The 15,047-nt window shown below is 60.0% G+C and carries 12 protein-coding genes and 1 riboswitch; of the genes, 8 read left to right on the forward strand and 4 right to left on the reverse strand.

Annotation, left to right across the window (positions count from 1 at the left end):
• Positions 1-423: 423 nt before the first annotated feature.
• The 3 genes from ZBT109_RS09390 to ZBT109_RS09400 form a co-directional block, all read right to left on the reverse strand.
• Positions 424-1,107, reverse strand: a complete 684-nt coding sequence (locus tag ZBT109_RS09390) for an ABC transporter ATP-binding protein (protein WP_038278224.1) — start codon at positions 1,105-1,107, stop codon at positions 424-426.
• Positions 1,100-2,350 (reverse strand): lipoprotein-releasing ABC transporter permease subunit, encoded by a 1,251-nt coding sequence (locus ZBT109_RS09395; RefSeq protein WP_027705154.1) that lies wholly within the window; start codon positions 2,348-2,350, stop codon positions 1,100-1,102. The genes ZBT109_RS09390 and ZBT109_RS09395 overlap by 8 nt, the downstream gene beginning before the upstream one ends.
• Positions 2,351-2,609: 259 nt before the next feature.
• Positions 2,610-3,692 carry an NAD(P)-dependent alcohol dehydrogenase gene (locus ZBT109_RS09400; RefSeq protein ID WP_027705153.1) on the reverse strand — a complete coding sequence of 361 codons (1,083 nt, stop codon included), beginning with the start codon at positions 3,690-3,692 and terminating at the stop codon, positions 2,610-2,612.
• Between the two features lie 456 nt (positions 3,693-4,148).
• Here ZBT109_RS09400 and ZBT109_RS09405 point away from each other — a divergent pair, with 456 nt between their 5' ends.
• The 8 genes from ZBT109_RS09405 (at position 4,149) to thiE (ending at position 13,756) form a co-directional block, all read left to right on the forward strand.
• Entirely contained in the window at positions 4,149-5,051 is a 903-nt protein-coding gene (locus ZBT109_RS09405; RefSeq protein ID WP_051523798.1) for an AraC family transcriptional regulator, read from the forward strand.
• 118 nt (positions 5,052-5,169) lie between these two features.
• Positions 5,170-6,054: a hypothetical protein gene (locus tag ZBT109_RS09410; RefSeq protein WP_027705151.1), complete on the forward strand. Its 885-nt coding sequence runs from the start codon at positions 5,170-5,172 to the stop codon at positions 6,052-6,054.
• Between the two features lie 113 nt (positions 6,055-6,167).
• Positions 6,168-9,662 (forward strand): transcription-repair coupling factor, encoded by a 3,495-nt coding sequence (gene mfd / locus ZBT109_RS09415; protein WP_038278221.1) that lies wholly within the window; start codon positions 6,168-6,170, stop codon positions 9,660-9,662.
• A 66-nt stretch (positions 9,663-9,728) separates the two neighbouring features.
• A riboswitch (TPP riboswitch) is annotated at positions 9,729-9,848 on the forward strand.
• Positions 9,849-10,049: 201 nt separating this feature from the next.
• Positions 10,050-10,802, forward strand: coding sequence for a HesA/MoeB/ThiF family protein (locus tag ZBT109_RS09420; RefSeq protein WP_027705150.1), 753 nt, complete (start codon positions 10,050-10,052; stop codon positions 10,800-10,802).
• Positions 10,799-11,008, forward strand: a complete 210-nt coding sequence (thiS, locus tag ZBT109_RS09425; protein WP_038278218.1) for a sulfur carrier protein ThiS — start codon at positions 10,799-10,801, stop codon at positions 11,006-11,008. Before ZBT109_RS09420 ends, thiS begins: the two co-directional genes overlap by 4 nt.
• A gap of 68 nt (positions 11,009-11,076) precedes the next feature.
• The gene (locus ZBT109_RS09430; RefSeq protein WP_027705149.1) at positions 11,077-11,847 is read left to right on the forward strand and encodes a thiazole synthase; all 771 of its coding nucleotides are present in this window, start codon (positions 11,077-11,079) and stop codon (positions 11,845-11,847) included.
• A gap of 14 nt (positions 11,848-11,861) precedes the next feature.
• Complete coding sequence (gene thiH, locus ZBT109_RS09435) at positions 11,862-13,091, forward strand: 2-iminoacetate synthase ThiH (RefSeq protein ID WP_084261796.1); 1,230 nt, start codon at positions 11,862-11,864, stop codon at positions 13,089-13,091.
• The gene (gene thiE / locus ZBT109_RS09440; protein WP_027705148.1) at positions 13,088-13,756 is read left to right on the forward strand and encodes a thiamine phosphate synthase; all 669 of its coding nucleotides are present in this window, start codon (positions 13,088-13,090) and stop codon (positions 13,754-13,756) included. The genes thiH and thiE overlap by 4 nt, the downstream gene beginning before the upstream one ends.
• Positions 13,757-14,012: 256 nt before the next feature.
• Here the strand turns inward: thiE and ZBT109_RS09445 are convergent, their stop codons facing one another.
• Positions 14,013-15,005, reverse strand: coding sequence for a lysylphosphatidylglycerol synthase domain-containing protein (locus tag ZBT109_RS09445; protein ID WP_027705147.1), 993 nt, complete (start codon positions 15,003-15,005; stop codon positions 14,013-14,015).
• Positions 15,006-15,047: the final 42 nt, after the last annotated feature.

Consider the following 15,047-nt stretch of genomic DNA (forward strand, 5'->3'; position numbering starts at 1 on the left):
GCTCGCGACCGCGATAAAAAGCGCAGCAAGGCTAGAAGGCAGAAGGCAGAAGGCAGAAGGCAGAAGGCAGAAGGCAGAAGGCAGAAGGCAGAAGGCAGAAGGCAGAAGGCAGAAGGCAGAAGGCAGAAGGCAGAAGGCAGAAGGCAGAAGGCAGAAGGCAGAAGGCAGAAGGCAGAAGGCAGAAGGCAGAAGGCAGAAGGCAGAAGGCAGAAGGCAGAAGGCAGAAGGCAGAAGGCAGAAGGCAGAAGGCAGAAGGCAGAAGGCAGAAGGCAGAAGATTGGACGCCCCCTCACTCGGCTAATGCAAGCGCCTTGGCGAATATTATTCGGCGCTGTTATTACGAACCTAGCCAAAACAACAAAGGAGCCTGATGTAGGCTCCTTTTCGGTACCGCGTGTGCAAAAACAGCCTAGCTGCCGCTGATTACGCTTCTTCCACCAGCTGTCCTTCGATCAGTCGCAGTACGCGGTCCTGATGGCAGGCCACGGTCATGTCGTGGGTCACGATCACGAAAGCACAGCGACTGCTGCGGGCGATATCGTCCAGTAGGGCCAGCACATGGCTCGCGGTCTGCTGGTCGAGGTTCCCGGTTGGTTCATCCATCAGTACTAGGCTGGGATCGGTCACCAGTGCACGCGCAATTGCGACACGCTGACGCTCCCCCCCCGACAGCTCACCGGGCTTGTGGCTGCCACGATGCGCCATGCCGACGCGATCGAGTAGCGCCAACGCACGTTCGTTGGCCTGACGGCGCGACTGTCCACGAATCATCAGCGGAATCGCCACATTCTCACAGGCGGTGAACTCAGCCAGCAGATGGTGGAACTGGTAGACGAACCCGATATGGCTGTTGCGGAACGTCCCGATGGCCGCTTCGCCCATGCCACTCAACGACTGGCCATCGACGACCACTTCACCGGAGGTCGGGTGATCCAGCCCACCCAACAGGTTGAGCAATGTCGTTTTACCGGAACCGGAGCTGCCCACCACGGCGACACGCTCCCCCGCCCGCACCTGCAATTGAAGCTGGTCCAGTACGGTAATGTCCTGCGGCCCTTCACGGTAGATACGCGTCAGTGCGCGGCATTCAAGCATCACATCATTCATAGCGCAGCACCTCTGCAGGTTGAACGCGTGACGCACGCCACGCCGGATACAGGGTCGACAGGAAACTCAGTGCAAAGGCCACACAGACGACCACGCCCACGTCTGACCATTCAAGGCGCGACGGCAGATAGCTGATGAAGTACACCTTCGGATCGAGGAACTGTACGCCGGTCACGTTCTGAATCCACGCGACGATATCGGACACCGATAACGCCAGCGCAATGCCGAAGATCACGCCCAGCACGATCCCCACGATACCGATGGTCAGTCCCTGCACGATGAAGATACGCATGATGGTGCCCGGTGTGGCTCCCAACGTACGCAGAATCGCGATATCAGCATGTTTGTCCGTGACCACCATGACCAGCGTCGAGACAATATTGAACGCGGCCACGGCCACAATCACCATCAGCAGCAGACCAATCAGGTGTTTTTCCATCTGTATGGCTTGGAACAGGTTGCCCTGCGAGTAGGTCCAGTCCAGCGCGTAGTAGGCCGCGTACTGCGGGTTCTGCATCAGCGCCGTCGAAAAATCGTGAGCAATGAACAGATCATCCAGTTTCAGACGGATGCCTTGGGGGCCATCAAGACGCGCCAGCGCCTGCATGTCGCCGAGGCTGGCATAGGCGAGGTTGCCGTCGATCTGCGCCCCAACTTTAAAGATACCGCTGACCGTGAAGGCACGCATGCGAGGGAAAACCCCCCCTGGCGTTACCGATGCTTCAGGCACCAGCAGCGTGACGCGATCACCAACACCAACGCCTAACTGACGCGCCAGCAGTTCGCCCAACACCACGTTCCACTGTCCTTTCTGCAGCGTGTCCAGCGAGCCTGCTGTCATATGATCGCGGATGATCGACACCTGCGACTCATAAGCCGGGTCAATACCGATCACCTGTGCGCCTTGGTTATAACCGTAGGCAGTGAACATGCCTTGCTGTTCAACATACGGCGCCGCCCCCTGCACATGCGGCATAGCCCGCAGCTGGTCGGCCAGCGTCTGCCACGACCGAATGCCGACACTGCTATCGCGCAGCTGCACCTTGGTGTGCGGCACCATACCCAGAATGCGGGAACGAAGCTCGTTGTCGAAGCCGTTCATCACCGACAGCACCAGAATCAGCACGGTGACGCCGAGCGTCAGCCCCAGCATGGAGGTCATCGAGATGAACGATATGAAATGATTACGCCGCTTGGCCCGCGTATAGCGCAAGCCTATGAAAAAGGGAATGCGATCCAGCAACATACGAAGGCTATCCTCGGAAAGGCCCATGTGATGCCATGCGAGCAGTGACTCTACCCGCTGACCAGGGCTGTACCATACATCATGAACCTCGTGCCGTCATGAAACGACACGGGGCATTCGCTTATGAATAGAACGTGCACTGGCCGCGAAGTTCGATACCGTGCCGACCACCGTACATAAAGCAAAAGGGAAGCGCAGATTTCTGCGCTTCCCTCAGCAATGGTCGGCACTTACAGCCACGGGGTGTTACCGCAGCTTACTCGGTGCGGCTCAGCTCTTCCTGACGCGCCTGTTCAAGCGTAGCCATATCAATGACGAAGCGGTACTTCACGTCGCCTTTGATCATGCGTTCGTAGCCTTCGTTGATATGGCGGATATCAAGCATCTCGATATCGCAGGTAATGTCATGCTCGGCACAGAAATCCAGCAGCTCTTGGGTTTCAGGAATACCGCCGATCAGCGAGCCCACCACCGCGCGACGTTTCATCACCAGATTGGCTGCATGCAGTGCCGGTTCGATCGGTTCGATCAGGCCGACCAAGATATGAACACCATCGTATTTCAGCGTTGCCAGATACGGGTTGAGGTCGTGCTGAACCGGTACGGTATCGAGCAGGAAGTCGAAGCGATCAGCCGCGGCCTGCATCTGTGCCTCATCGGTAGAGACGATGACGTGATCGGCGCCTTGCGCAAAAGCTTCTTCAGCTTTCTTTGCCGAACGGGTAAACAGCGTGACTTCGGCACCCAGCGCCTTCGCCAGCTTGACCCCCATGTGGCCCAGACCACCCATGCCGATAACACCTACTTTGTGCCCTTCACCCACGTTGAAGTGGCGCAGCGGTGACCACGTAGTGATCCCCGCACACAAAATCGGCGCAGTGGCCGGCAGATCGGCACCTTCCGGAACGTGCAGCACGAAGTGGCGATCGACAACGATATGGTTGGAATAGCCCCCCTGCGTTGCTGTGCCATCGTGACGATCTACGGCACCGTAGGTCATGGTCGGGAATTCTGCACAGTACTGCTCAAGCCCGTCATGGCAGGCATCACAGCACTGGCAGGAATCAACCATACAGCCCACGCCGACATGTTCACCTACACGGAAATCGGTCACGTTGCGGCCTACGGCCGTCACTTCACCGATAATCTCGTGCCCCGGTACCATCGGGTACTGACTGCCACCCCATTCGTCGCGTACCTGATGGATGTCGGAGTGACATACGCCGCAGTAAAGGATCCTGATGACGACATCGTCTTCCCGCGGCTCGCGTCGTTCGAACGAGAAAGGCGCAAGAGGAGACGTTGATGACTGGGCGGCATAACCGAATGCTTGGCTCATGAGGACATCCTTAATCCAATAAAAATGGAGCGGAACGGCTCGGCATCGACACAGGCCACGTGCCGTTGCGCGATGCTCGCCATGCGGCGACACACGCAGACATGCAGAGCGTTCCAGCGGGCTGGCAGTATAAGCGTCACACTGCTGTCACCCTACCGATATTGCTGCTGAAAGATCACACAATCCTGTCGATAACCGAGCAAATTGCCCGCCCACCGACCCTATTGTCATGCTCAATTCTGTCTCATAATGATGAAATTGCACATGACAGCCTGGGTACGCGCACATTAACCTGTACTTTTAAACACCACGCCATTGTTCACAGAGCGCATTGCCCCCCACATGCACGATCCTGCTACCACGTGCAGACGCTACTGAAAGCGCATACAAAAGGCGTCGACGGATAGGGTAAGATGCCTACCTTATGCTACCGCTACGTTACTCAGGGATAACATCATGCAGATGGCTCTGACACGCATGCAGCAGCTCATTCGAGCGCTGTCGCCCGCCCCCGGGTATACCCCCACTGATCTGCCTGGGGTCACACTGCTGTACTCCGAGCACGACGTGGCTCGCACACCACTGATGTACAGCCCCAGCATTACGGTGATCGTACAAGGCACCAAGATTGGTCACCTCGGCACGCACCGTGTGTTCTACGGCGAAGGGCACTATCTGGTGCAGACCCTGCCCGTACCGTTCGAGTGCGAAACCTTTGCCTCGCCCGATGCGCCGATGATGGGGGTTTCCATCGCCCTGCGCCCCGAGTTGATGAGCGACATTCTAGTACGCCTGAGCGATATCACACCGGCTCACCCCACTGTCCGCCCCACCGCACCGATGAGCGCCGTGCACCTCGACAACCATATGGCAGATAATGTCATCCGCCTGCTGGAGTGCCTGCACGATCCCATCCTGCAAGCGGTCGTCGGCCAGTCCCGGGTGATTGAGGTCATTCTGGATGTGCTGCGCGGCGAGCAAGGGCATGCCATTCAGGCTCTACTGCATCATCAAGGGCCGTTCTCACGCCTGACCAAAGCCTTGCAGTACCTGCACGCACATTACGAAGAGCCGCTCAACATCCAGACACTGGCCTGCCACGTCAACATGAGCGCCTCAACCCTCCATCATCAGTTCAAGCGCCTGATCTGCACATCACCGTTGCAGTACCTCAAGCAGATACGGCTACTGAAAGCCCGTATGCTACTGAGCCAAGATCGCCTGCCGGTCAGCCATGTAGCAGAGGCCGTCGGCTACAAGAGCCCTTCGCAGTTTAGTCGCGAATATAAGCGCTACTTCGGCGTACCGCCCAACGACGACCGCCAATCCGCAGGGTCTGCCGTTCGTCCCGGCCTCTAGCCACACCAAGCACGCTCGCCATAAGGATACGGATATTGTTATGGCTCCCCTTGCGCCTCTGCCTTGAACGTGACAGGCTGCAACCCACAGCAAATATAACGGTATAAGGTGGATTCGTATGACATCGCCCTCGGATATGGCACTGCAAAAGACGCTTGAAGAAGCATTCGATGCACTTTGCGCGTCGATCGACACCCTGTGTCGCCATGTCGATCGCCACCCACCTCAGCTGTGGTGCCTGCCTTCGGACGGCGGCCAACCCCGCTCGGCAGCGGCCTGGCTGCGCGAGGCGCTGACAGACATGTGGTATCACGACGGGCAGGATGGACGGGCAACACGCAACTATGTCGGAGTAGTGGCTGCCGATGAGGCACTGATGGCGCTTGCCGAAGCAGTCAACCGCGGCAAGGACCACTTCGGTGAAGTGATCACGCAGATCCGTACCGCTCTACCCGCTGACCGGCTGAGCGCCATGCGCGCCGCACTTCCTCTGCGGCCTTCCGCGGTCAACGCACATCTGTGCGATGATGGCCTAGCTCGCCTGCACCTCAAACAGTGCTGGCGGCGCGTACTGATTGCTCCGGCACCCGTCGCGCGCATTCGACTGGCGTGGTACAGCAACGGACGCTCAATTAAGCGCCTAAGCGTACAGGATGCCGAAAGACTGCTGATGCAGCTTGATACCTCTGCCGATCATGTCCGGATCCAATACCGCAAGCTGGCCGCACTACCCAGCGATGAACCACTAGCACAGGTACAGGCGCAAGCACCGCTGATGCGCGCGAATCTGTTCTATGTCGAACCGCTGGATGACGGCCGCCAGCGTCAGGCCATGAACATTGCCATGCCTTTGTTCGTACCGTCTCCCAACGGGCGCCTTCCCCACTGCAACCAGCCGCCTGCCGCCCCGCCCGAGACACGCACTCGCGCTCGCCGCAGCGACTCGCGCATCGACGATGAGCCGTGGCTGCCCAGCATCCGCGTGCACCGCTACCGCTATTGAGCCTCCCCTAGCGATACACGGATATCCATACAGTATCGCCCTTAGTGTTTCTCAGGGGCTTGCAGTACACTGGGGGCATTGCCTATCGACTCACGTACAACCGACGGATCGACATGCCTGACTCAACGCCTGTCTCACCTTTTTCGCCACCCGCTCCCCGCTCCGCTTCCGATACCTGCTATTGGCAACAGCCCCCGGGCAGCGCGGCCCCACTCGCGCTGGCGACACGACTGGCGCAGTCTGCCAAGACACCCTTCATGGTGATCACGCCCGATATGGCGTCGGCTCAGCGGTTGGAAGCCGATCTGCGCTTCTTCTACAGCGATAATGAGCGGCTGCAGACATTTCCCGACTGGGAAACTCTGCCGTATGACACCTTCTCACCGCACCGCGATATCGTCTCGACGCGGCTGCGCGTGATGCGACGCTTGCAGTCGCATCACCCAGACGTGCTGATTGTTCCTGTCAATACACTGATGCAGCGCCTGCCTCCGGTCGACTACGTCGCCGTGCAAGCGCTCAAACTCACGCGCGGCCAGCACCTTGATCGCGAGCAGTTCCGCTTGCAGCTGCACCGCAACGGCTACCGGGCAGTCGAGACCGTCTTCGAGCCGGGCGAGTATGCTTTCCGCGGCGCGCTGATCGACCTCTATCCAACCGGTAGCGATTCGCCACTGCGCATTGATCTGTTCGATGATGAAGTCGACACACTGCGCCGCTTCGATCCCGAAACGCAGCGCTCCAGCGACAGCCTCGACGAAATCGAGCTGCTGCCAGCACATGAATACCCGCTGACGCAGGAGGCCATTGCACGCTTCCGTGAAGGGTTCGAAACGGGGTTCGATGTCGATCCGCGCCAAGTACCGCTCTATCTGGACGCGCTGGAAGGCATTCCCTCTCCGGGCCTTGAGCAGTATCTGCCGCTGTTTTTTGATGAAACCGCCACCCTGTTCGATCACATCGGCAGCGAGGCGCTCGAGATCATGCTGCTGCCGGGCGTTCAGGATGCTGCTCGCCAGCACTGGACCAGCATCCAGGAACGCTATGCAAACTTGGCCGTTGATCGGACGCGCCCGCTACTGCCTCCTGAACGAGCGTTTGTGCCCGCCGACGATCTGTTTGGACTAATCAAGCGCTATCCACGCACCCAGTGGGTCAGCGAACCTCACAAACACGCCCACACCTTTGCCGCGGCACCGCTTCCCGATATCAGCCTTGATGGGCGTAGCCCCAAACCACTGCACCGATTGATGGCGTTTCTGGAACAGCATGTCGGCCCCGATACGCGCCTGCTGTACGTTGCCGAAAGCCGCGGCCGCCTAGAAGCGTTGGAAGAGCAACTGGGCGGACTGGTCACGCATGCGGCACACCTGCCGGGCTGGACAACCTTCATGCAAGAACAGGCGGTGCGCGGTATCACTACCGGCGCGCTGGGTGAAGGTGTCTGGTTACCCGCTGACAAACTGATCGTCATTACCGAAACCGAGCTGTACGGGGACATCGTGCGCCAAAGCCGCCGACGCCAACAGGTGCGTGCGACGGACGATGACGAGTTGGTGATCCGTAGCCTGTCGGAGCTAAAGCCCGGCGCACCGGTCGTTCACCGTGCACACGGGGTCGGACGCTATCTGGGACTGGAAACCATCACTGCAGCGGGTCAGCAGGCGGAGTTCGTGGCGCTCGAATACGCCAACGGTGCCAAGCTGTACGTGCCCGTCGATAGCCTGTCGATGATCTCACGCTATAGTGGTGCGCCCGACGAAGCTGCGCCACTGCACAAGCTGGGCAACGATCAATGGGAGAAGGCACGCCGCAAGGCGGCCGAACGCATCCGCGATACAGCGGCCGAGCTGCTGGACGTGTATGCCCGCCGTGAAGCGCGCGAGGGTTTTGCCTGCCGGCCCCCCGACGATGCCTATGCACGTTTTGCCGCGGCATTCCCGTTCGAGGAAACGCCCGATCAGAAAGCGGCCATTCAGGCCGTCATTCACGACATGACCTCCGTACAGCCGATGGACCGTGTCATCTGCGGTGACGTTGGTTTCGGCAAGACCGAAGTGGCAATGCGCGCAGCGTTCTTGGCCGTCAACTCGGGACGACAAGTCGCCGTACTGGTGCCGACCACACTGCTGGCTCAGCAGCACTACGACAACTTTCGCGACCGCTTCGCGGATACCGCCGTCAACATCGAGATCCTGTCGCGCTTCAAGGCCGGCAAAGCACAGACCGCCGCCCTCGAACGCCTGCGCGAGGGCCAAGCTGACATTGTGATCGGCACGCACAAGCTGCTCGGGCGCGACACCGAATTCAAGGAACTGGGGCTGGTCATCATTGACGAGGAACACCGCTTTGGGGTGGCACAGAAGGAGCGCCTGAAGGCGATGCGCGCCGAAGTGGACATTCTCACCATGACCGCTACCCCCATCCCTCGCACACTGTCGATGGCGATGAGTGGCATGCGCGACCTGTCGATCATCGCCACGCCACCGGCACGCCGCCTGTCGGTCAAAACGTTCATCCAGCAGCGCAATGATGGCGTATTGAAGGAAGCTATCCTGCGTGAAATCCTACGTGGCGGGCAGGTCTACTACCTCCACAACGAGGTCAAAAGCATCGAAGCCGCGGCCGAAAAGCTGGAAGAACTGGTTCCCGAAGCCCGCGTCGGCGTGGCACACGGTCAGCTGGCCGAACGCCAGTTGGAACGCGTAATGAGCGACTTCTACCACAAGCGCTTCAACATTCTGGTCTGCTCAACAATCATCGAAACCGGTATTGACGTGCCCAGCGCCAACACCATCATCATTGAGCGCGCCGATAAGTTCGGGCTGGCACAGCTGCACCAGCTGCGCGGCCGCGTGGGTCGTTCGCACCACCAAGCCTATGCGTACCTACTGACGCCACCGCCGAAGCAGATCACCAGTGATGCTCGCAAGCGTCTTGAAGCCATCAGCCAATCGGAAGATCTGGGGGCCGGTTTCACGCTGGCCAGCCACGATCTGGAAATCCGCGGCGCAGGTGAACTGTTGGGCGAAGAGCAGAGTGGCCAGATCGAGACCATCGGCTATGGCCTGTACATGGACATGCTTGATCGTGCGGTGAAAGCCATTCGTTCGGGGAAAACGCCAAACCTCGAAGCGCCGCTCGAAGAAGAGGTCGAAATCGGACTGGGGCTGCCCGCCCTGATTCCCGACGACTACCTGCCCGATGTTCAGCAGCGTCTGGTGATGTACAAGCGTATCAGTAGCGCCGCTACGGCCGACGCCCTGCGCGAGCTTCAAGTCGAGATGATCGATCGCTTCGGCCTGCTGCCTGACCCGGTCAAGCACCTGTTCCGTCAGGCCGTGTTGCGCCAGCGCGCCGAACGGCTGGGCATCCATCGTCTTGAAGCGGGGCCGGAGCGAGGTCGCCTGATCTTCGGCAGCCAACCGACCATTGACCCGATGACGCTGGTCACGCTGATACAACGCGAACCCCAGCGCTACCGACTCGACGGCGCGCAAACGCTACGCTTCACTGCCGCGATGCCCGATGCAGAAACGCGCTTCAAGGCAATAGAAGCCCTGCTGACACGGCTTGAGCAGAGTCGCAGCGCGGTGAACAGCGACTAACGTCGAAGCCCACATCAGCGCACCAAGCTTGCCAGCTGACGCTTAGTGCGTTAAAACAGCACCCATCAGCACTTGTCGGAGTGCTCCCAGCGACGATGTACCGCGTTCGGGAGCTGAGACCCCCAGAGGGAATCCGTGGAACCTGATCAGATTCGGATCTGCGAAGGAAACAAGCGTGCAACCTGCCCTATGTCTTGCCATTAGTACGGACGACTCACGGGCAGGTTTATCCTAAAGCGCGGTATCACTGCGCCCCCGCACGCCTTTTCCCCTCTCTGAATAACCAGCGTCCCACCGCGTTCCCTTTGCTCTATGCGCTCCGAATCAGCCTGACCTGCCCGCTGATATCGAAGGCAGCCAGGCGCATTGCGGAAAGGAAACATCACCGTGGTAGCGCTCTCCTCTTCATCGACATCATCTCGCTATCAGCGTCAAATGGCCCTCAGCGACTTCGGCCTTGAAGGACAACAGCGCCTGCATGCCGCCCATGTACTGCTGGTCGGTGCGGGCGGCCTAGGGTCAGCGGCGGCCCCTTATTTGGTGGGTGCTGGCATAGGCACGCTGACGCTCGCCGATGACGATCACGTCAGCCTCACCAATCTTCATCGTCAGGTACTGTACAACGAAGCCGACATTGGCCTCTCGAAAGCGAACACGGCCTGCCAGCGGTTGAGCGCCCGCAACGTTGACGTCGACTGCCGCGCTATTGCCTGCCGCCTTGAAGGTTCAGCCCTGCAGGATGCCGTTGCCGCCGCCGATCTTGTACTGGATTGCACCGACAACCTCGCCACCCGTCGCGCTATCAATGCGTGCTGCGTAGCCCTGCAGACACCGTGGATACACGCCAGCGTTGCCCGCCTGCAAGGCCAGCTCACCGTCTTCGCGCCCCCGTTTAGTCACGGCTGCTATCACTGTCTGTTCCCTGAAGAAGCCCCTGCCGCTCCCGGCCCACTGCCCATCCTCGGCCCATTGCCCGGCATCTTCGGGGCCATGCAAGCCCTTGAGGCCATTCGCTGGCTGGTCAACAACGATTCGCCTCTTACCCACACGATCACCTTGTTCGATGGTCAGCATCAGCACTGGCAGACCCTAGAACGTACCGCTCATCCTCACTGCTCTGTCTGTGGAACCCACTCATGACCACCACCATCACGCTCAACGGCGAACCTCGCACGCTGCCTCAAAACCCTCTGACACTGGCAGAGCTGCTCCTCCAGCTTGACGCTACCGCCCCCGGCTATGCCGTCGCACTCAACGGCAAGGTTGTGCCCCGCCAGCACTGGGAACAGCAGACCGTCAGCGGCGGTGATGCCCTGCTGCTGATCCAGCCCATCGCCGGAGGCTAAATGGCCCGCATGCCGCCACCGCGCCACTGCTAACGCTTTCGTTCACCTTCTGTCAGGACTCTTTTGTCATGCTAACCATTGCCGACTGCACGTTTTCTTCCCGCCTACTGATGGGTACGGGTAAATTCGCCACCCCAGCGCTGATGCTGGCCGCGCTGGAAGCCTCCGGCGCTGGGATGGTGACCCTTGCAATGAAGCGAGTGACCGCTACCGCCAACGAAGGCGATGTCTATGCGCCACTTAAGGCCAGCGGCATCCCGCTGCTGCCCAATACATCCGGCGCACGCACCGCCGATGAAGCCGTACTGGCCGCCCAGCTTGCACGCGAAGCGATGAACACACCGTGGATCAAACTGGAGATCCACCCCGATCAACGCTGGCTGCTACCCGACCCCATCGAAACGCTCAAGGCCGCCGAACAGCTGGTCAAGGAAGGCTTTGTCGTCATGCCTTACTGCAGTGCCGATCCGGTGCTATGCAAGCGACTGGAGGACGTCGGCTGCGCCGCAGTCATGCCGTTGGGTGCGCCGATCGGCTCCAATCAGGGGCTGTCTACGCGTGATATGCTGCGCATCATTATTGAGCAAGCACAGGTACCCGTCGTCGTCGACGCGGGTATCGGCCGCCCCAGCCAAGCGGTGGAAGCATTGGAAATGGGCGCCGATGCCGTACTGGTAAATACCGCCATCGCCTCGGCCGCCGATCCCGTGCAGATGGCCCACGCTTTCCGCCTCGCTGTCGAAGCAGGCGAACTGGCACGCTCTAGCCGCCCTGGCGCGGTCACATGGCAGGCACAGGCCTCCAGCCCGCTGACCTCTTTTCTCGACACGCTGAACTGAAGGAGCCTCACTGCATGAGCCGTTCATTTTTCGGTGAGCTGCACCAGCTCGACTGGCAGGACATCACCCTGCGCATCAATGCCATGACGGCAGCCGACGTTCAGCGTGCCCTGACCACCCCATCCCCGGACGCCCATGATCTGATGGCGCTGATCTCACCCGCCGCTGATGGGTTTCTCGAACAGATGGCCCAGCGTGCGCAGGCCCTTAGCCGCCAGCGCTTCGGCAGCACCATTGGCATGTACGTGCCGCTGTACCTGTCAAACATGTGCGCCAACAACTGCAGCTACTGCGGTTTCTCTTCGCACAACAGGATCACCCGCAAAATTCTGAGCGGAGAAGAGATTGAGCGGGAATGCGAGGCGATCAAGGCACTGGGGTTCGATCAGGTCGTAATCGTGACAGGAGAACACCCCAAGAAAGTCGGCATGGCGTACTTCCGCGAGCATCTGCCACGCATTCGCCGCCACTTCAGTCATCTGATGATGGAAGTGCAACCGATGCGAATTGAGGACTACACCGAGCTGCGCACGCTGGGTGTCGATACGGTGCTGGTGTATCAGGAAACCTACCATCCGGCGCTGTACGATCAGCACCACCTCAGCGGCTTCAAGACCGACTTCCAGTGGCGACTGGAAACCCCCGACCGGTTGGGCCTTGCCGGCATGAGCAAGATCGGTCTAGGTGCACTGCTTGGGCTGTCCGCCGATTGGCGCACCGACTGCTTCATGATGACGGAGCACCTACGCTATCTGCGCGAGCGCTATTGGCAGAGCCGCTTCTCGATATCGTTCCCGCGCCTGCGTCCCTGTGAGGGCGGCATCACCCCCGCGGCACTGGTTACTGAACGCCATCTGGTACAGCTCATCTGTGCCTATCGCATCGCATTTCCCGATGTCGAGCTGTCGCTGTCGACCCGCGAATCCGCACGCTTCCGCGACCATGTTGCGCCGCTAGGCATCACCAGCATCAGCGCGTTCTCCCAGACACAACCGGGCGGCTATGCCAATACCCACGATCATCATCTCGAACAGTTCACACCAGACGATCACCGTACCCCCGAGCAGGTCGCCGAGGCCCTGCGCCAGTCAGGGCTACAGCCAGTATGGAAGGATTGGGATGCCGGCTTCGGTCGCCAAGCACCTTCCATACGCTCGTCATCAGACAGCAGCGACACCCTGAGCGAACACCCGCATCCCGTGCGCCACACGCGCCCCGCCACCCACGAGGAGCAGCAGGCATGACCGTCACCTCAACGCTCACACGCCCCCACCTCGACCTATCCCTCTACCTGGTCACGATCAGCCTTGATGAACGTGATGATGATCGCATCGTTGCCACCTGCCAGGCAGCCGTAGAAGGCGGTGCCACGCTGATCCAGCTGCGCGACAAGCACGCCACTACGGAGCAGCGCAGCGCACTCGCGCGCCGCATCATCGACGCCATTGGGCGTGCCGTACCGGTATTGGTCAACGACGATATCAACGCGGCGATAGCGGCTGATGCCGAAGGCGCACATATCGGTCAGGACGACCTGCCCCCCACCGTTGCCCGCCAGCGCCTCGGCCCCGATCGACTGCTGGGGCTAAGCGTCCACAACGATGCCGAGCTGGACTATGCCCTTGCGCAACCCGCAGGTACGCTGGACTACATCGGGCTTGGTGCGGTCTACCCGACCCAGACCAAGGAAGTGAAGGTGCTAGGGATCGACGGTCTACGTCATCTGGCGGCACGCGCACACGCGCACGGCCTGCCTTGCGTAGCGATTGGCGGCATCGGCGGTGAGCGCCTCAGCGACATCGCCACCACCGAAGCCGACGGCATTGCCGTGGTCAGTGCGATCTGCGCCCAGCCCGACCCCGCTGCTGCCGCGAAAGCCCTGCTGACACGTTGGAAACAGGCGCACTAAAAGACTGCTTCATAACCTAAGTGATTGCTTTTGCCCTTTCCAAAGACGGTTTCTACCGCAATGTTGTGGTTTGAAATCCTCCTAATGACATGGGTATTAGCGTTATGAAACATGCTCTAAGCACTGCACAGCCAGACCTCCGTGTCTTGCGGCATATCAACCGCTCGGCACCGCACCACTGGCAAAAACAGAAAAGGCGAGCCTCCGCAATGGAGAGCTCGCCTTTTCTTATCCTCGCCACGGATAGTCCGCTGTGCTACGACGTGCGGCGATGCCGCCGCAGCCTAACCAGTTCACAGCACAAGAGTGCCAGACAGGCCAGCACCAGTGGCAGCAGTACATAGATCGCGCGGTACAGCAGAATGGCCGCCAGCAGTGGTGCTTCACCTACTGAGCCTTTGAAAGCCGACAGAATGATCATCTCAAAGACGCCAAACCCGCCGGGAATATGGCTCAATACACCCGTCGCCAGCGCCAGCAGATACACCATCATGAACGTGGTGAAGGGAATATCGCCCGGAATCAGCAGGTACAGCACAGCCGACGCACAGATGACATCTAGCAGCGTAATCAGCAGCTGCAACGCGGACAGCACCATATTGGGCAGGCGAAACCGCCAGTGCCACAGATGAAACTGACGCGTGAACGGCGTCGGACAGTGCGCAGACCGGCGCGTGGCCAGAATGCCAACCAACAGCAGATAGCCCACCAGCACAGCAATGCCTATGCCAATAACCCAGCTGCGTGACAGGTGCAGTGCCTGCGCGGCCGCATCGACGTGAATCAGCGCCGCAACAGCGGCCAGTGGTGGCAACGCACAGCCCAGCGCTAGACTGACGAATGCCGACATACGCGCCACGTCGGCCGGTTCTATGCCGTGAGGAAAGTAGAGCCGATAACGCACCGCGCCGCCCGACAGCATTGACAGCCCAATCGCATTGCCCACTGCTGATGCGCATACACCCGCCATGACCAGCGCTCTCGACGGCACGCTGACGCCAGCATAGCGCGTCGCCGACCATTCATAGCCCAACAGCATCACATAGCTGCCGACCGCTGCCAGCACGGCCCCCACAATCCACTGTGGCGGCACGGCTATCAGCGCCGCATGCAGTTGGCTCAGATTAATGCTTCTGACCATCGACCAACAGGCATACACCGCGCCGATGAAGATCGCCACGATCAGGGCTACCCCCAGCTGGTGGCGATACTTCATCAGACGGCTCGACAGCTTCGACAGATTGCTCATTGAAAGATAGGCCTCACATTCAAAGTCACGGTCGAAGCGCCC

It is taken from the genome of Zymobacter palmae, assembly GCF_003610015.1.
GTDB lineage: Bacteria > Pseudomonadota > Gammaproteobacteria > Pseudomonadales > Halomonadaceae > Zymobacter > Zymobacter palmae.